14 protein-coding genes and 1 pseudogene are annotated in these 16,431 nt (G+C 65.4%); 8 read left to right on the plus strand and 7 right to left on the minus strand.

The window, feature by feature from the left end; translation table 11 throughout:
- Positions 1 to 162 precede the first annotated feature (162 nt).
- Positions 163 to 2,058, plus strand: a complete 1,896-nt coding sequence (locus FAS41_RS03535) for a propionyl-CoA synthetase (protein WP_138520265.1) — start codon at positions 163 to 165, stop codon at positions 2,056 to 2,058.
- Between the two features lie 167 nt (positions 2,059 to 2,225).
- Positions 2,226 to 2,660, plus strand: coding sequence for a response regulator (locus FAS41_RS03540; RefSeq protein ID WP_138520266.1), 435 nt, complete (start codon positions 2,226 to 2,228; stop codon positions 2,658 to 2,660).
- 33 nt (positions 2,661 to 2,693) lie between these two features.
- Here FAS41_RS03540 and ypfJ read toward each other — a convergent pair whose 3' ends face one another.
- Together ypfJ and FAS41_RS03550 are read right to left on the minus strand one after the other, a co-directional pair.
- Positions 2,694 to 3,587, minus strand: a complete 894-nt coding sequence (gene ypfJ / locus FAS41_RS03545) for a KPN_02809 family neutral zinc metallopeptidase (RefSeq protein ID WP_138520267.1) — start codon at positions 3,585 to 3,587, stop codon at positions 2,694 to 2,696.
- 67 nt (positions 3,588 to 3,654) lie between these two features.
- Positions 3,655 to 4,515, minus strand: coding sequence for a PhzF family phenazine biosynthesis protein (locus tag FAS41_RS03550; RefSeq protein WP_138520268.1), 861 nt, complete (start codon positions 4,513 to 4,515; stop codon positions 3,655 to 3,657).
- A gap of 171 nt (positions 4,516 to 4,686) precedes the next feature.
- Here FAS41_RS03550 and alaC point away from each other — a divergent pair, with 171 nt between their 5' ends.
- Positions 4,687 to 5,904 carry an alanine transaminase gene (gene alaC, locus FAS41_RS03555; protein ID WP_138520269.1) on the plus strand — a complete coding sequence of 406 codons (1,218 nt, stop codon included), beginning with the start codon at positions 4,687 to 4,689 and terminating at the stop codon, positions 5,902 to 5,904.
- 173 nt (positions 5,905 to 6,077) lie between these two features.
- Here alaC and FAS41_RS03560 read toward each other — a convergent pair.
- A pseudogene (locus FAS41_RS03560) lies at positions 6,078 to 6,529 on the minus strand (DUF411 domain-containing protein).
- A gap of 182 nt (positions 6,530 to 6,711) precedes the next feature.
- Between FAS41_RS03560 and FAS41_RS03565 the strand changes: the two are divergent.
- Complete coding sequence (locus tag FAS41_RS03565; protein WP_024763055.1) at positions 6,712 to 7,170, plus strand: DUF4345 family protein; 459 nt, start codon at positions 6,712 to 6,714, stop codon at positions 7,168 to 7,170.
- Positions 7,171 to 7,271: 101 nt separating this feature from the next.
- Positions 7,272 to 7,574 carry a DUF1883 domain-containing protein gene (locus FAS41_RS03570; RefSeq protein WP_017521653.1) on the plus strand — a complete coding sequence of 101 codons (303 nt, stop codon included), beginning with the start codon at positions 7,272 to 7,274 and terminating at the stop codon, positions 7,572 to 7,574.
- Positions 7,575 to 7,577: 3 nt separating this feature from the next.
- Here FAS41_RS03570 and FAS41_RS03575 read toward each other — a convergent pair whose 3' ends face one another.
- From FAS41_RS03575 to FAS41_RS03585, 3 genes are all read right to left on the minus strand, one after another.
- A complete protein-coding gene (locus FAS41_RS03575) occupies positions 7,578 to 8,075 on the minus strand; it encodes a DUF4136 domain-containing protein (protein ID WP_138520271.1) in 498 nt (165 codons plus the stop codon).
- Between the two features lie 97 nt (positions 8,076 to 8,172).
- Positions 8,173 to 9,258 (minus strand): tRNA (uridine(54)-C5)-methyltransferase TrmA, encoded by a 1,086-nt coding sequence (gene trmA, locus FAS41_RS03580; protein ID WP_138520272.1) that lies wholly within the window; start codon positions 9,256 to 9,258, stop codon positions 8,173 to 8,175.
- Positions 9,259 to 9,381: 123 nt separating this feature from the next.
- Positions 9,382 to 10,677, minus strand: a complete 1,296-nt coding sequence (locus FAS41_RS03585; protein ID WP_045217177.1) for an NCS2 family permease — start codon at positions 10,675 to 10,677, stop codon at positions 9,382 to 9,384.
- A 278-nt stretch (positions 10,678 to 10,955) separates the two neighbouring features.
- Between FAS41_RS03585 and FAS41_RS03590 the strand changes: the two genes are divergently transcribed.
- The 3 genes from FAS41_RS03590 (at position 10,956) to FAS41_RS03600 (ending at position 15,014) form a co-directional block, all read left to right on the plus strand.
- Positions 10,956 to 11,447, plus strand: coding sequence for a SecDF P1 head subdomain-containing protein (locus FAS41_RS03590; RefSeq protein ID WP_138520273.1), 492 nt, complete (start codon positions 10,956 to 10,958; stop codon positions 11,445 to 11,447).
- Positions 11,448 to 11,565: 118 nt separating this feature from the next.
- The gene (locus FAS41_RS03595) at positions 11,566 to 13,269 is read left to right on the plus strand and encodes a molecular chaperone HscC (RefSeq protein ID WP_138520336.1); all 1,704 of its coding nucleotides are present in this window, start codon (positions 11,566 to 11,568) and stop codon (positions 13,267 to 13,269) included.
- A gap of 11 nt (positions 13,270 to 13,280) precedes the next feature.
- On the plus strand, positions 13,281 to 15,014 hold the full coding sequence (locus tag FAS41_RS03600; protein ID WP_138520274.1) for a J domain-containing protein: 1,734 nt from the start codon (positions 13,281 to 13,283) through the stop codon (positions 15,012 to 15,014).
- Between the two features lie 59 nt (positions 15,015 to 15,073).
- Here FAS41_RS03600 and glyA read toward each other — a convergent pair whose 3' ends face one another.
- Positions 15,074 to 16,327 (minus strand): serine hydroxymethyltransferase, encoded by a 1,254-nt coding sequence (glyA, locus tag FAS41_RS03605; RefSeq protein ID WP_024763060.1) that lies wholly within the window; start codon positions 16,325 to 16,327, stop codon positions 15,074 to 15,076.
- Positions 16,328 to 16,431: the final 104 nt, after the last annotated feature.

Here is a 16,431-nt window from a genome sequence, read left to right on the forward strand (position 1 = left end):
CGCGTGCCGTTGCGCCGCTTCGCTGAAAAATCCTGCAAAGCTTTGCTGCCGGCTCGCTTGTGGAGCCTGCGGCAGAACTACGACCAAAGGTTGATGGTGGGGTGGCGATCCCCGTCCATACTCGTTGTTCGACCTCGATAACAACAATAAGAGGCAGTGACGATGAGTTACCGGCAGTCCCATGACCGCTCCATCACGGAACCCTCCGCTTTCTGGGCCGAACAGGCCGGCCGCGTGGCCTGGTACCGCGCCCCGCAGGACACCCTGCAAGCCCTGCCCGACGGCAGCCACCGCTGGTTCGCCGATGGCCGACTGAATACCTGCTACCTCGCGCTCGACCGGCAGATCGAGCTCGGCCGTGGCAACCAGACCGCTCTGATCTATGACTCCCCCGTGACCAGCACCCAGCAGCGCTTCAGCTACCTGGAGCTGCGCGATGAGGTCGCGCGCCTGGCCGGCGCCCTGCGTGCGCTGGGTGTGGAAAAGGGCGACGGGGTGATCATCTACATGCCGATGGTGCCCCAGGCGGCCATGGCCATGCTTGCCTGCGCGCGCCTGGGGGCGGTGCACTCGGTGGTCTTCGGCGGCTTCGCGCCCCATGAGCTGGCGCTGCGCATCGACGACGCCCGGCCCAAGCTGGTGCTCACCGCCTCCTGCGGCCTGGAGTTCGAGCGGGTGATCGAATACAAGCCGTTGGTGGACAAGGCCCTGGAGCTGGCCAGCCACCAGCCGGCCCATGTGCTGGTGCTGCAACGCCCCCAGGCAATGGCGGAGCTGAAGGCAGGTCGCGACCTGGACTGGCGCGAGACCCTGGTCCATGCGCAACCGGCTGATCCGGTGGAAGTGGCCAGCGGCGACCCGCTCTACATCATGTACACCTCCGGCACGACCGGGAAACCCAAGGGCATCGTACGCGACAACGGCGGCCATGCCGTGGCGCTGAGCTATGCGCTGCCGACCATTTTCGGCCTGCAGCCGGGGGATGTCTGGTGGGGCGTATCCGACGTGGGCTGGGTGGTCGGCCACTCGCTGATCGTCTACGGACCATTGATGAACGGCTGCACCACGGTGTTCTACGAGGGCAAGCCGGTGCGGACGCCGGACGCCGGCAGCTACTGGCGAGTGATCGAGGAACACAAGGTCAACAGCCTGTTCTGTGCGCCGACGGCGATCCGTGCGATCCGTAAGGAGGATCCGCAGGGCGAACTGCTCAAGCGCTACGACCTGAGCTCGCTGCGACACCTGTTCCTGGCGGGCGAGAAGCTCGACAGCACCACTCAGCACTGGCTGGAAGAACTTACCGACAAGCCGGTGCACGACCACTGGTGGCAGACCGAAACCGGCTGGCCGGTGACCGCGCCCTGTACCGGCCTGGGCGACCACGACCTGCGCGGCGGCTCCACCAACCGTGCGGTGCCCGGCTACCACGTGCAGGTGGTGGACGACGAAGGCCGCCTGCTGGGCCCGAACGAGCAAGGCTCCATCGTCATTGCCTTGCCGCTGCCGCCCGGCTGCGCACAGACGTTGTGGAACGACCACGCGCGCTACCTGCAGGCGTACCTGAAGACCTATCCCGGCTACTACCACACCGGTGACGGCGGCTATGTGGACGAGGAGGGCTTCGTCTACATCATGGGGCGTACCGACGACGTGATTAACGTCTCCGGCCACCGCCTCTCCACCGGTGAGATGGAGGAGTTGCTGGCGCTGCACGAAGCCGTCGCCGAGTGCGCGGTGATCGCCGTACAGGACGACCTCAAGGGCCATGTGCCGCTGGGGCTGGTGGTACTCAAGGACGGTGCGCAGGCGACCGAGGCCAACCTGCAGCGCGAGCTGGTGGCGTTGGTGCGCGAGCGTATCGGCGCGCTGGCCTGCTTCCAGCGGGCGGTGGTGTTGAAGCGCCTGCCCAAGACCCGCTCGGGCAAGATCCTCCGCGCCGTGCTGCGCAAGATCGCCGACGGTGAGAGCTACGCGCCGCCTTCCACCATCGATGACCCGGCGATCCTCGGCGAAATCGCCGAGCGCCTTGGCCAGGCCGGCCTGGCCAAGGCGGGCTGATATCCCACGACGCCGGTGCTGCCGGCGTATTTCCAGGGCCGCACTTGTTGCGGCCCTTTTTTATCGCCGTGTATCTCCAGTCATCGCCCAACCTTGGCTCGGCAGGAATAAAGGCCGTTTGCCATCTAACATCATGTCAACTGGCCTTCATTGGACGTATTGCGCCCATGATCAAGCGTGTTGACCTCGATGACGAGGAGCTGAGGGTGCTGCGTGAGATCACGGCGCCGGCGCCGCGCCGGCCCGTGGTCCTGCTGGTGGACGATGATCGTGCGCTGCTGGCGCGTACGCGCCGGCTGATCGAGCGGGCCAACCTGCGTTGCCTCACCGCCAGCAGTGGGGCCGTGGCGCTGCGGCGTATTCGTCGCGATGAGGCGGCCATCGACCTGCTGGTCAGCGGCCTGGCACTGGAGAGCGGAGGGCCAGGGCTGGCGTTCATCCGCGAGCTGAACCGGGCTGGCACCTTCCTGCCAATCATCGTACTGTCCGCGCGCATCAATCTGGGGGATGAATTGTCGGAAACACCGTTGAATGTGCTGGGTTTCCTGCCAAAGCCCTTCGACCCTGCCAGCTTTCTCCACACGCTCAGCCATAGCCTGTAGGGGCGGGCCCGGCTCGCACCTACAGGTTCAGCCTCAGAGCGTCTGAGCCTTGAAGGTGTCACATTTGCCTGGCGAGCCACTTTCGAAGCCGATCTTGAACCAGCGCACGCGCTGCTCGGACGAGCCGTGGGTGAAGGAGTCCGGCATCACCGTACCTCGCGCCTGGCGTTGCAGGTGATCGTCACCGATGGCCGTGGCGGCGTTCAGCGCCTCGTCCACGTCACCCGGCTCCAGCCAGTTCAGGCGTTGCTGGGCGTGGTTGGCCCAGACCCCGGCGAAGCAGTCGGCCTGCAACTCCTGACGCACCGAAAGGCCGTTGGCACCTTCCATGCGCGCGCCACGCTGCCGGGCGGCGTTGATCTTGGCGGAGATGCCCAGCAGGTTCTGCACGTGGTGACCGACTTCGTGGGCGATCACGTAGGCCTGGGCGAAGTCGCCGGCGGCGGAGAACTTCTGCTCCATCTCGCGGAAGAAACCGAGGTCGAGGTACACGCGGTGGTCGCCCGGGCAGTAGAACGGGCCTACCGCCGAGGAGGCGAAGCCGCATGCGGAGTTCACGCCACCGTTGAACAGGATCAGCTTGGGCTGCTCGTACTGGGCGTTGCTGCGGGCGAAAATTTCGCCCCAGGTGTCCTCGGTGTCGCCCAGAATCGACTGGACGAACTCCACTTGCGGGTCGCTGCCGGTGGCTGGTTTGCCCTGCGTCGGCCGACTGGGCGCCTGCTGCGAGACGTCCATCTGGCCGAGCAGCGAGCCGAGGATGGTCATTGGGTCCTGCCCGGAGAGCAGGCCGATCACCACCACGATGGCCACACCGCCCAGGCTCAGGCCTCGGCCACCGATACGCATGCCTCCGCCACCGCCGCCGCCGGTTTCATCGCGGGCATCCACTACGTTGTCGCTGCGTCGTCCTTTGCGCCATTGCATGGCGGCATCTCCATCGAACAGGTGGTTTCAGTGTTGTCTCGGGTGGGGCAGGCCGCCAGCCCGGTCGTCAGGCGAAACGGTGCAGCAGCTCGGCGCGGGCCAGCAGTTGCACGTCGCCGCCGACGCGAACCTCATCGTCCTGGCCGACCTGTACGTCGAGCCGGCTCGGGCGGCCGACAAAGCGGCCCTGGGACAACTGGAACAGCTCGCCACGGCGTGCCTTGCCCAGTTCCACCAGGTAAGCGGCAACAGGGCCGGCGGCGCTGCCGGTGGCGACGTCCTCGATGACCCCGGCGCCGTCCCAGGTTCGGCCTTCGCGATTATCCACATCCAGCACGAAAACGAAGGCGGCGTTGAGCTTGGCCAGCTCGGCTGACAGATCCGTGCGCTGGCGCACGCGTCCCAGGGCCTCGCTGCGCACCGGCAGCAGCAGATAGGGCAGGCCGGTGCTGACCACGGCGGCGGGGTAGTCGGCAAGATCGCTGGTGGTCAGCGAGAAGGCCTCGGCGAACCAGCGGCGCGCGTCGTCATCGAGCACGGTGCCGAAGTCAGCGGCGCCCTGGTTCATTTCGGCGTGGAAGCCGGTGCCGCGACGGCGTGTGGCCACTTTCACTTCCTTGGCTGGCAGCAACAGTGTCCAGTGTTCCTCTTCGCCGCGCTGGTGCAGGTGGTGCAAAAGCGCGGCCGCGCCCAGCACCGGGTGGCCGGCGAAGGGCAGTTCCTCATCGACGGTGAAGATGCGCGCCGAGTAGGTATCCAGGGAGGCGGACGGAAACAGGAAGATCGACTCGAACTGCCGCAGCTCCTGGGTCAGTGCCAGCAGGGTCTGTTCGGGGATGCCGCGGGCATCGGGGAACACCGCCAGGCCATTGCCGGTGAGCGGTTGGTCGGCGAAGACGTCGAGCTGCCAGTACTGTTGCGCGGACATGGGCCTCCAGATGCCGCCCTTGAGCGGCTAAAGAAAAACTCGACAGCCAGCCTAGCGAGCTATATGTTCGCCGACAAGAAAGCGCAGGTCACAGCGCCGCGCTTTCCAGGCCACCGCAGTGGCCGGCGTCGCTCGGACGGTTCCGGGCGCCTACGTTCATCAGAGGACACCATGACTGAACCCCGTTCAGCTCGTCGCTTTGCGCGCATCGATCGCCTGCCCCCTTACGTCTTCAACATTACCGCCGAACTGAAGATGGCCGCCCGCCGCCGTGGCGAGGACATCATCGACCTGTCCATGGGCAACCCGGACGGGGCCACGCCGCCGCATATCGTCGAGAAGCTCTGCCAGGTCGCCCAGCGCGAAGACACCCACGGCTACTCCACGTCCCGTGGCATTCCGCGCCTGCGCCGCGCCATCTCGCACTGGTACCGCGACCGCTACGAGGTCGAGATCGACCCCGAATCCGAAGCCATCGTCACCATCGGCTCCAAGGAAGGCCTGGCACACCTGATGCTCGCCACCCTGGACCACGGCGACACTATCCTGGTGCCCAACCCCAGCTACCCGATCCATATCTACGGCGCGGTGATCGCCGGCGCCCAGGTGCGCTCGGTGCCGCTGGTGCCGGGGATCGACTTCTTCAACGAGCTGGAACGGGCGATCCGTGAATCGATCCCGAAGCCGAAGATGATGATCCTCGGCTTCCCCTCCAACCCCACCGCGCAGTGCGTGGAGCTGGACTTCTTCGAGCGCGTGGTCGACCTCGCCAAGCGCTACGACGTGCTGGTAGTACACGACCTGGCCTACGCGGACATCACCTTCGATGGCTGGAAAGCCCCGTCGATCATGCAGGTGCCCGGCGCCAAGGACATCGCGGTGGAGTTCTTCACCCTGTCCAAGAGCTACAACATGGCCGGCTGGCGGATCGGCTTCATGGTCGGCAACCCGGAGCTGGTCTCGGCCCTGGCGCGGATCAAGAGCTACCACGACTACGGCACCTTCACCCCTTTGCAGGTGGCGGCCATCGCGGCGCTGGAAGGCGACCAGCAGTGCGTGCGCGACATCGCCGAGCAATACCAGAAACGCCGCGACGTGCTGGTGAAGGGCCTGCACGAAGCCGGCTGGATGGTGGAGAACCCCAAGGCCTCCATGTACATCTGGGCGAAGATTCCCGAGCCCTATGCGCACCTGGGCTCGCTGGAATTTGCCAAGAAGCTGCTCAAGGGCGCCAAGGTCTCGGTGTCGCCGGGGGTCGGCTTCGGCGACTATGGCGACGACCACGTGCGCTTCGCCCTGATCGAGAACCGTGACCGTCTGCGCCAGGCCGTGCGCGGGATCAAGGCAATGTTCCGTGCCGATGGGCTGCTGCCGGCCAAGGCCGAGTGAAGGCCACATGAATGAAAAGGGCGACCTGCTGGTCGCCCTTTCTTTTTGGAGTCCCTCACCCCGTCATGCTCGTGGAGCATTGCCGCGCGGGAACCTGGAGAGTGCCCCGCGCGCCGGAAGCCCCATCCCACCTCCACCAGCTTTCAGGGGTGAGGGAGTGCCTCGATGTAAGATCAGTGTGCGGGGTAGTCTGCCAGTACTTCGCGTTGGCCGGATTTGGTCAGCCCGACCACCTGGTAGGCGTCGTGGCGGTCGCCCATCTCCATGCCCGGCGAACCCATCGGCATGCCTGGCACGGCGGCACCAACCAGGTCCGCGCGTTCGCGCAGCTTGAGCACGTCGGCAGCCGGCACATGACCTTCGACGAACTTGCCGTCGATCACGCCGGTGTGGCATGAGCCCATGCTGTGCGGCACGCCAAGTTTGGTCTTCACTGCACTCATGTCCGCCTCGACGTGGTCGTTGACGGTGAATCCGTTGCTTTCCAGGTGCTTGATCCAGTCCTTGCAGCAGCCGCAGTTGGCATCGCGGTGCACGTCGATGGACAGCGGCTCGGCAGCCTGGGCGGCGCCGGCGACGAGGGCGGTTAGCAGAAGCAGGGTGCGCATGGTTGGAACCTCGAAATTCGAACGCGACCGAGCATACTCCCGAGCGTCTTCAGCCCCCACTCGCCGTTTGTTTCCCCATATGACGCGGACGTCGAACTTGCCGCGTCGTGCGGGGTCTCTAGCTGATCGGTGTGCGTCCGCGACTCCCGGTCGCAGGTCTGGACGCTCGGCAATGGCTGTATGGCCAAGGAGAAATCGGATGCTCTTCGCCCGTCTCGTCCTGCTGGTCCAGGCTCTGGTCTGGGGTGGCCTGGGACTGCTCTACTGGATTCGTCCCTATGAGATGGCCAACCTCAGCGGCATGTTGCTGATGGAGCCGTCGTCGGTGAGCGACGCTCGCGTGTTCTATGGCGGCCACCAGTTCGCCCTCGCGCTGTTCCTCGTCTTCGCCCTGCGCCGTCGTCTGCTGGTGCGCCCGGCGCTGATCCTGGTGATCCTGGTGCAGCTGACCCTGACATTGTCGCGCCTGCTGATCGCCTGGACCGAGGGCGGCATGGAATGGGATGCGCAACTGGCCGGGGTGGTCTACCGCGGAGTGATTTCGGCGCTGGCGATCTTCGCCCTCTACTGGCTGGAGCGGCAGTCGCGTAATCGCCAGGTGGTGGTGCGCGAAGAGCCGGAGCCCGAGGAGCGCAAGGCGGACTTCGAGGGACTCTGAGCTTCGGATAGGCGGCGCAGTCTGCGGGCGGCGCCGCTGCCGGGCCAACCCCGCTCCGTGCTATCGTATTGATTTCGCGGTAGAAGCAAGGCGGAGCCAGCATGAAGTTCGTACATCAACGGGAACACCTGAACGAAGGCGACCTGGTCGTCATCGAGTGCTCCATGACCTGCAACATCCGCCTGATGACCGATGCCGCCTTCCGCAGCTTCAAGAATGGCGGGCGCCACGTCTACCACGGCGGCGCGTTCGACCGGTTCCCGGCCAAGATCAAGGTGCCCAGCACCGGCAACTGGAACATCACCATCGATACCGTCACCCGCCGCGCCATCAGTGTGACGCGCAAGGCCGACTTCAAGTACAGCATCAAGTTCGTGCGCAAGTCGCCGTCGAACTACAGCTGATCCTCAGCTCCCCGCATGGGCCGGGAAGTCCTTGAGCAGGCGGGCGATACCTTCGTCCACCGCCTGCTGGGTGATCTTCGGGTCGTGCAGCTGGCGCGCCACCTGCGCCTGATAAAGCACCTGCCCGGTTGCCTCGTCGATAATCTGCAGCGCCAGGCGCGCCTGTTCCTGGTCGGTGATCTGGGTCTGGGTCATCACACCCGCGCCGGTCACCACTGGGCGCTGGACAATGCCGGTCTGGCTGTCCAGGCCGACGGCATAGATCACCCGCAGCTCCCCTGAATTGTCCTGGTAGCGGTAGCCCTTGGCTTCCAGCGCGCGGCGCACGGCAAGATCGAAGCGATCTTCCAGGTCCTCGCGGTGGCCCTGTGCGCGCACGGCCTGGATGAAGAAGGTGCTTTGCCGGCCATTGGCGGCGGGGGAGACGCTGATGTTGGCAGGATCGCTGCCGGCGCAGGCGGCCAGCAACAGGCAGAGCAGGGGGAGGATCAGGCGGGACATGGACGTGCCTCTTGTCATTGTCCCGCAAGCGTAGTCGCCTTGCGGTTGCACACCGCCCAACCCTTGGTTGGGCGGCAGGCGACTATGCGGCCAGTGCTCAGCGGCGGGTCAGCAGTACGCCGGCTTCCATGTGGTGCGTGTAGGGGAACTGGTCGAACAGGGCGCAGCGGCTCACCTGGTGGGTGTCGTGCAGCTGGGCGATGTTCTGCGCCAGGGTCTCCGGGTTGCAGGAGATGTACAGGATGTTGTCGAAGCGCCGGGTCAGCTCGCAGGTGTCCGGGTCCATGCCGGCGCGCGGCGGGTCGACGAACACGCTGCCGAACGCGTAGGACTTCAGGTCGACGTCGGCCAGGCGACGGAACGGGCGCACTTCGTTGAGCGCCTGGGTCAGCTCCTCGGCGGAGAGGCGCACCAGGGTCACGTTGTCCACGGCGTTGTCGGCCAGGTTGGCCAGGGCGGCGTTCACCGAGGTCTTGCTGATCTCGGTGGCCAGCACCTTGCGCACGCGGGTCGCCAGGGGCAGGGTGAAGTTGCCGTTGCCGCAGTACAGCTCCAGCAGATCGTCCTCACGCTCGCCCAGGGCTTCGTACGCCCAGTTGAGCATCTTCTGGCACACCTCGCCGTTGGGCTGGGTGAAGGCGCCTTCCGGCTGGCGGTAGCGGAACAGGCGGCCGGCGACGGTCAGTTCTTCGCTCACATAGTCACGGCCCACCACCAGGCGCTTGCCGCGCGAACGGCCGACGATGCTCACGCCCAGCTCGGCAGCCAGCTTCTCGGCAGCAGCCTGCCAGGTCGCGTCCACCGGGCGGTGGTAGCACAGGGTGATCAGCGCATCGCCCGCCAGGGTGGTGAGGAATTCCACCTGGAACAGCTTGTGGCCCAGCGTCGGCTCGGCCCAGGCAGCCTTCAGGCGCGGCATCAGTTCGTTGATGCGCTGGCTGGCGATGGGGAACTCCTCGATCAGGATCGGCGTGTGCTTGTCGCCCTGCTCGAACATCGCGTAGTGGCGTGCCTCGCCCTCGCGCCACAGGCGGAACTCGGCGCGCAGGCGGTAATGCTCACGGGGCGAATCGAACACCGCAGGCTCGGGCGCGGCGAAGGGCGCCAGCAGCTCGCGCAGGCGGGCGACCTTGTCGGCCAGTTGGCTGTCGTAGTGGGACGGATCGAAACGCGGACTGCTCATGGGGCGGGTAACTCGTGTGGTCGGCGGCATCCTGATGGGTATCACTGCGCTCCACGCCATCCTACGCCAGTGTTACTCGTAGGGCGGGTGGAGCGCAGCGATACCCAGGCCGCGAAAGGAAAATCAGGCGTTGAACCAGCCCAGCTTGATCACGAACAGGATCGAGAGGATGACCAGCGCCGGGTTCAGCTCGCGGAAGCGGCCGGACAGCAGCTTGCAAGCGGTCCAGGTGATGAAGCCGAAGGCGATGCCGTTGGCGATGGAGAAGGTCAGCGGCATCGCCAGGGCGGTTACTACGACCGGTGCGGCGACGGTCAGGTCGTCCCAGTCGATTTCGGCCAGGCCGGAGGCCATCAGCACGGCGACGAAGAACAGGGCCGGCGCAGTGGCGAAGGCCGGCACGTTGCCTGCCAGCGGGGCGAAGAACAGTGCCAGCAGGAACAGCACGGCGACCACGATGGCGGTCAGGCCGGTACGGCCGCCAGCGGAAACGCCCGCCGCCGACTCGATGTAGCTGGTGGTGGTGGAGGTGCCCAGCAGCGAGCCGACCATGGCGGCGGAGCTGTCGGCGATCAGCGCACGGCCCATCTTCGGCATGTGCCCGTCCTTGCCCATCAGGCCGGCGCGCTTGGCCACGCCGATCAGGGTGCCGGAGTTGTCGAACAGGTCGACGAAGAGGAAGGCGAAGATCACGCTGAACAGGCCGATGTCCAGCGCGCCCTTGATATCCAGCTGCAGGAAGGTCGGCGCCAGCGACGGCGGCATCGACACCACGCCACCGAACTGGGAAACGCCGATGGCGATGGAGATGAAGGTGACGACCAGGATGCCGATCATCACAGCGCCAGTCACGCGGCGGGCTTCCAGGGCGACGATCAGGATAAAGCCAAGGATCGCCAGCAGCGGTGCCGGCTTGGCCAGGTCACCCATGCCTACCAGGGTGGCCTGGTTGGCGACCACGATGCCCGACTCCTTCAGCGCGATCAGCGCGAGGAACAGGCCGATGCCGGCGGCGATCGCCGAGCGCAGGGCCAGCGGGATGCTGTTGATGATCCATTCGCGGATGCGGAAGATCGAGATGACGAAGAACATGCACGCGGAGAGGAACACCGCACCGAGCGCCACCTGCCAGGTGTGGCCCATGTGCAGGACCACGGTGTAGGTGAAGAAGGCGTTCAGGCCCATGCCGGGAGCGAGGGCGATCGGGTAGTTAGCGATCAGGCCCATCACCGCCGAACCGATGGCTGCGGCCAGGCAGGTCGCCACGAAGATCGCGCCCTTGTCCATGCCCGTCTCGCCGAGGATGCTCGGGTTGACGAAAAGGATGTAGGCCATGGTCAGGAAGGTAGTGATACCCGCCAGGATCTCGGTACGCACGTTGGTGTTGTGCGCCTTGAGTTGGAACAGCTTTTCCAGCATGTTTGGCTCCCCGTGACGCTCTCGCGCCGTTATCGTTCTGGCCGGGAAAAGCAAGGTGCATGCCCAGGTGGGCCGTGCGCCTGTTCTTGTGGCCGGCAAAAGGCGCGCATGATACCAGCTCGTCCTGCGCCGGAGAATTTCTGACCGGACCGCCAGCATCCGTTCGTCTGCAAGCTTAGTCGCGGGCGCCGACCAAGGGAGTGCAACTTGTACGCTGGCGGTGGTCTGACTCTCCATAACCCTGGCCCGACCGGGCCGTCCTGTCCGATTTTCAGTCGATGAAACGCTCTATTCCGATCCTCCTCGCCTCATTGTTGGGCGCCTGCGCCGGTGCACCGCCATCGGCTCCGCAGCATACGTTCGATGTCCATGCCCTGGCCGACAAGCCCACGGCCAGCACCCGCACCCTGGCTGACCCGCAGGGCAAGGCTGTGCTGCTGGAAACCCATCCGACGCTGACCCAGCGTGATGTGCAGCGGGCCGAACTGGCCAGTGTTGCCGACGGCAAGCCGGCGGTGCGCGTCTTGTTCACGCCCGACGCCAGCCAGCGTTTGGCGAAACTGACCGAAGAAGAACAGGGCAAGGCGCTGGCGGTGGTCATCGACGGGCAACTGCGCCTGCTGCCGAAGGTGACGCGGGTGGTGACCGATGGTCAGGTGATGCTCAAGGGCTTCGCCAGCCAGGCGGAGGCGGAGACACTGGTGCGCCGGCTCAATGACCTGCGCGATGTGCCGGTGCAACCGGAGCAGGGAGCGGGAGGGCAACCCTGATGCGACTTCGACGGGCTTTACCCGGTACAGGCTAATCGCTGTAATAGCGGCTTTACATTCCGATGGATCGGGCAGTGAGGCGACCGGGTTCGCCATGCCCCGCAAGGAGAGCGCCAGAGTGATTGTCGGCATCGACCTCGGTACCACCAACAGCCTAGTCGCCGTTTGGCGTGATGATTCTCCACAGTTGGTGCCCAATGCGCTGGGAAGCTTGATTACGCCCAGCGTCGTAGGGCTGGACGATCAGGGACAAGTCCTGGTCGGCCAGGCCGCCCGAGAGCGGCTGCAGACCCATCCCCAACTGACTGCGGCGCTGTTCAAGCGGCACATGGGCAGTGCCCAGGAAATCAGCCTCGGTGCTCGCCGCTTCCGTCCCGAAGAGCTGTCTGCGCTGGTATTGCGCAGCCTCAAGGAGGATGTCGAACGGGCCTTTGGCGAAGCAGTGACGGAGGCTGTGATCAGCGTTCCGGCCTATTTCAGCGATGCCCAGCGCAAGGCGACGCGGATCGCCGGGGAGCTGGCTGGGCTGAAGGTCGAGAAGCTGGTCAACGAACCCACCGCCGCCGCGCTGGCCTATGGCGTGCACCAGAAGGACCGGGAAACCTCGTTTCTGGTCTTCGACCTGGGGGGCGGCACCTTCGACGTCTCGATCCTCGAACTCTTCGAAGGGGTGATGGAGGTCCGCGCCAGCGCTGGCGACAACTTCCTCGGCGGCGAGGACTTCGATGCCGCGCTGGTCCAGCATTTCCTGTCCAGCCAGCGCCAGGACAAGGCTTTTCCTGATGTCGACAGCCCCGGTCTGCGCAATCGCCTGCGCAGGGAGGCCGAGCGCGTGCGCCAGGCTCTGGGGCAGGAAGCAACGGCCACCTTCAGTCTGGCCCATGGGGGGCAGCAGTGGGAGCAGGTGATCAGTCAGGACGAACTGCAGAAGATCTGCGCGCCACTGCTGGAGCGGCTGCGCGGCCCCATCGAGCGCGCCCTGCGCGATGCGCGTATCCGCGTTGCCGATCTCGATGAGATTCTGCTGGTCGGCGGCACCACACGCATGCCGCTGATCCGCAAGCTGGCGGCGGGCCTGTTCGGGCGCTTCCCGGCCATGCAGATCAACCCGGACGAGGTCGTCGCGCTGGGCGCCGCGGTCCAGGCGGCGCTCAAGCAGCGGGCGGCGGCGCTGGAAGAAGTGGTGCTGACTGATGTCTGCCCGTACTCGCTGGGCATCGAGACCACGGCGCAGTTCGGACGAATGTACGAGGCCGGCCATTACCTGCCGATCATCGAGCGCAACTGCGTCGTGCCGATCAGCCGGGTGAAGACCATCCAGACGCTGCACGACAACCAGACCCAAGTGCTGCTGAAGATATTCCAGGGTGAAAGCCGCATGGTGAAGGACAACATCGCCCTGGGCGAGTTGAGCATTCCCGTTCCACCGCGCCCGGCGGGCGAGGTGGAGCTGGATGTGCGCTTCACCTACGACAACAACGGCATCCTTGAGGCGGAAGTGAAGATCCCCGCCACCGACGAGGTGCACAGCCTGGTGATCGAGAAGAGCCCTGGCGTGCTGTCGCCGGAGGAAGTGCGTCGTCGTCTCGCCGAGCTGGCGCAGTTGAAGGTTCACCCTCGCGAGCAGTTGGTCAACACTGTGCTGCTGGCGCGCCTGGAGCGCTTGTATCAGGAGCACCTGGGCGAGGTGCGGGAGATGCTCGCGCAGATGGCCGGTAGCTTCCAGCAGGTGCTCGGAACCCAGGACACCGGCCGCATCGCTGACCTGCGCGCGGCCATCGAGCAGCGCCTCGAGGAACTCGAACGATCCCCCTGGCAATAAAGGAAGCGGCCATGAGTTGTTGGGAAGTCCTCGGCCTGGATTCCGAGGCGGATGAGCGAACCATCAAGCGGCACTACGCGCGGTTGCTCAAGGGGACTCGCCCGGATGAGGACCCTGAGGCCTTCCAGGCTCTGCGTGAGGCCTACGAGCAGGCACAGCGTTGGGCGCAATGGCGTGCGGAAAATCGGGATGAGGTCGTTCCGGAAGCAGATCTGCCGGAGGATGCGCCTTCCTCGGTGCCCACTCCGGTGGTGGTCGAATTGCCGGTGCCGGTGCCTGAGCTGCCTCAGGATTTTCGCGGCGAGCGACCGCAACACCTGGCGGAGCTGCTGTCCGGGCTGCGTCCCTCGCTACTCACCGAGCGTCGCTTGCAAGCCGAAGCTGCTGGCCTGGCCGTGGCGTTCGAGCGCGGTGTGCTGCAACTGTGCCTGGAGGAGGAGTACGAGTCCGTCCTTCGCGAGGCGGCTTGTCGCGAGTACCACTGGCTGGAAGTGGTCGAGGCGCCTGCACTCACGGCGCTGGAATTGCAGCCGCTGTATGCGCGGATCGTGCAGAGCCACCTTCTGAGCTTGCGTCAATTGCACAACCATGGCGAGCCGACCGCGCTGGAGGATGGCCTGCGGACCCTGGCCGGGCAACCCTGGCTGCAGAGCTACGACGGCCGGGCGTTGCTGGAGAGCGCGGTGGTGTCGATGCTGCTGGAGATGCCGTCATGGAGCTGCGACACCCTCGACCAGGTGGCCTCCGTTTTTGCCTGGCAGGAAGGCCAGCGGGAAGCCAATTGCCCTGACTATCAATGGCGCGAACTGCTGGAACGCTGGGATGCCGAGCGCTTCTACGCGCGGGTGCTGGACAACGCTCGACGCTGGGAGCTGACGGCAGAGTGTCGGGCTGCCCGGCTGCTGCTTTCGCCTTTCGATGCCCGTCAGCGGCGCCGGTTCATGGCGGACTTCGACGAGGAGGATCGGCAGCACAGCACTTCTATCGCCAGGGCGTTCATCTATCGCTATCCGCAGTTGCTGGAACGCCTGCCCGGTGCGCCGCTGGATGAAGTCTTCTGGCGCGACCTGGGGCGGAGCGGGCCTTGGGTCGGGAGAACGGCCGTCTTGTGGGGCGCTTTCATGGTGTTCTACGGCGTGACGGTCGCTCCGGGGGAGCTGGCCAAGCCAAAGCCGGATTATGGGGTTCTGCTCATCGGTCTTCCCGTGGTGTCAGCCGTTCTTGCCGGGGTATTGAGCCGGGTGATCGGGTGGTTCCAGGCTATGACCGGTTATGCGCTGGCCAAGCTGGATTACCGCTTGAGCGGCTTTTTGCCGGCAAGTTGGCACCAACATGGCGCGGGTATTCGCCCTCTTTGGCATGGCGCCATCAGCTATGTGATGGCTCTGGCTGTCGGTGGTGCGTCGGGGCTGAGGGTCCCCGACTTGTGGCTGCAAGCGCTCGTCATCGCACCCGGGGTAATGTTGGGCCTGCATCTGTTCAAACACTTCAGTGTCATGGACAGGGGTATCGGATTTGTGGCCAGTCTATGGTTACGCTACCGGCGCTACCTGCATGTTGTGGTTCTGCTGTTCATCGCTCTGACTGTCGTGACGGCGATGGTGGTCAAGAGCGCGAGTGAAACCAAATCCAGATACCAGACCGAGGCTGAGGTCGCCCGGTACTGCCAGGAGGCGAAAAATCACGGGGATATCCGCTGCGTCCTGCGTGATGCCGCAAACTCGCCGCCGGCCAGCGGAAAGTGAGGCCATGAAAAAGCCCGGCATCTGCCGGGCTTTTTCGTCGTGCTGTTCGCGGGTTCGGCTTAGGCGCCGTAGACCGGGAACTTGGCGCAGATGGCCTTGACCTTCTCGCGCACGCCGTCCACCACGGACTCGTCGCCCATGTTGGTCAGGATGTCGCAGATCCAGCCGGCCAGCTCGCGGCACTCGGCTTCCTTGAAGCCGCGGGTGGTCACGGCGGGGGTGCCGATACGCAGGCCGGAGGTGACGAACGGGGAGCGCGGGTCGTTCGGTACGCTGTTCTTGTTCACGGTGATGAAGGCGCGACCCAGGGCGGCGTCGGCGTCCTTACCGGTGATGTCCTGCTTGATCAGGGACAGCAGGAACAGGTGGTTCTGGGTACCGCCGGAAACTACGTCGAAGCCGCGCTCGATGAACACGCTGGCCATGGTCTGGGCGTTCTTCAGGACCTGCTGCTGGTAGGCCTTGAACTCGGGCTGCAGGGCTTCCTTGAAGCACACGGCCTTGGCGGCGATCACGTGCTCCAGCGGGCCACCCTGGGCACCCGGGAAGACAGCGGAGTTCAGCTTCTTCTCGATCTCTTCGTTCTTGCGAGCGAGGATCAGGCCGCCGCGCGGGCCGCGCAGGGTCTTGTGGGTGGTGGTGGTGACCACGTCGGCGAACGGCACCGGGTTCGGGTAAACGCCAGCGGCGACCAGACCGGCCACGTGGGCCATGTCGACGAACAGGTAGGCACCGACCTTGTCCGCGATGGCGCGGAAGCGGGCGAAGTCCAGGACCTGGGAATAGGCGGAGAAGCCGGCGACGATCATCTTCGGCTTGTGCTCGACAGCCAGGCGCTCGACTTCGTCGTAGTCGATCAGGCCGGCGTCGGTGATGCCGTACTGCACGGCGTTGTACAGCTTGCCGGAGGAAGAAACGCTGGCGCCGTGGGTCAGGTGACCACCGTGGGCCAGGCTCATGCCCAGGATGGTGTCACCGGCCGACAGCAGGGCCAGGTAGACGGCGGCGTTGGCCTGGGAGCCGGCGTGCGGCTGGACGTTGGCGTAGTCGGCGCCGAACAGCTCCTTGGCGCGGTCGATGGCCAGCTGCTCGACGACGTCGACGTACTCGCAACCACCGTAGTAGCGCTTGCCCGGGTAGCCTTCGGCGTACTTGTTGGTCAGCACCGAACCCTGGGCTTCCATCACCGCCGGGCTGGTGTAGTTCTCGGAGGCGATGAGCTCGATGTGCTCTTCCTGGCGCTGGGCTTCCTGCTCCATCGCGGCGAAGAGTTCGGCATCGTAGCGGGCGAGGGTCAAATCACGGCTGAACATGGCGGTCCTCTTAAGGATCGGGTGCTGGGGGAAAGGCGCGCATTCTAACCCAAGGCGCCGGTGCTGGCACATGAAAGGCGGTCATGTGGCTGACAAGCGGGGTT

The sequence above is a fragment of the Pseudomonas nicosulfuronedens genome, from assembly GCF_005877905.1.
GTDB lineage: Bacteria > Pseudomonadota > Gammaproteobacteria > Pseudomonadales > Pseudomonadaceae > Pseudomonas > Pseudomonas nicosulfuronedens.

Bases quoted from the DNA above. Each gene is read 5' to 3' on its own strand.
- FAS41_RS03535 (WP_138520265.1), top strand. From the start codon at position 163: ATGAGTTACCGGCAGTCCCATGACCGCTCCATCACGGAACCCTCCGCT.
- FAS41_RS03540 (WP_138520266.1), top strand. From the start codon at position 2,226: ATGATCAAGCGTGTTGACCTCGATGACGAGGAGCTGAGGGTGCTGCGT.
- ypfJ (WP_138520267.1), bottom strand. From the start codon at position 3,587: ATGCAATGGCGCAAAGGACGACGCAGCGACAACGTAGTGGATGCCCGC.
- FAS41_RS03550 (WP_138520268.1), bottom strand. From the start codon at position 4,515: ATGTCCGCGCAACAGTACTGGCAGCTCGACGTCTTCGCCGACCAACCG.
- alaC (WP_138520269.1), top strand. From the start codon at position 4,687: ATGACTGAACCCCGTTCAGCTCGTCGCTTTGCGCGCATCGATCGCCTG.
- FAS41_RS03565 (WP_024763055.1), top strand. From the start codon at position 6,712: ATGCTCTTCGCCCGTCTCGTCCTGCTGGTCCAGGCTCTGGTCTGGGGT.
- FAS41_RS03570 (WP_017521653.1), top strand. From the start codon at position 7,272: ATGAAGTTCGTACATCAACGGGAACACCTGAACGAAGGCGACCTGGTC.
- FAS41_RS03575 (WP_138520271.1), bottom strand. From the start codon at position 8,075: ATGTCCCGCCTGATCCTCCCCCTGCTCTGCCTGTTGCTGGCCGCCTGC.
- trmA (WP_138520272.1), bottom strand. From the start codon at position 9,258: ATGAGCAGTCCGCGTTTCGATCCGTCCCACTACGACAGCCAACTGGCC.
- FAS41_RS03585 (WP_045217177.1), bottom strand. From the start codon at position 10,677: ATGCTGGAAAAGCTGTTCCAACTCAAGGCGCACAACACCAACGTGCGT.
- FAS41_RS03590 (WP_138520273.1), top strand. From the start codon at position 10,956: ATGAAACGCTCTATTCCGATCCTCCTCGCCTCATTGTTGGGCGCCTGC.
- FAS41_RS03600 (WP_138520274.1), top strand. From the start codon at position 13,281: ATGAGTTGTTGGGAAGTCCTCGGCCTGGATTCCGAGGCGGATGAGCGA.
- glyA (WP_024763060.1), bottom strand. From the start codon at position 16,327: ATGTTCAGCCGTGATTTGACCCTCGCCCGCTACGATGCCGAACTCTTC.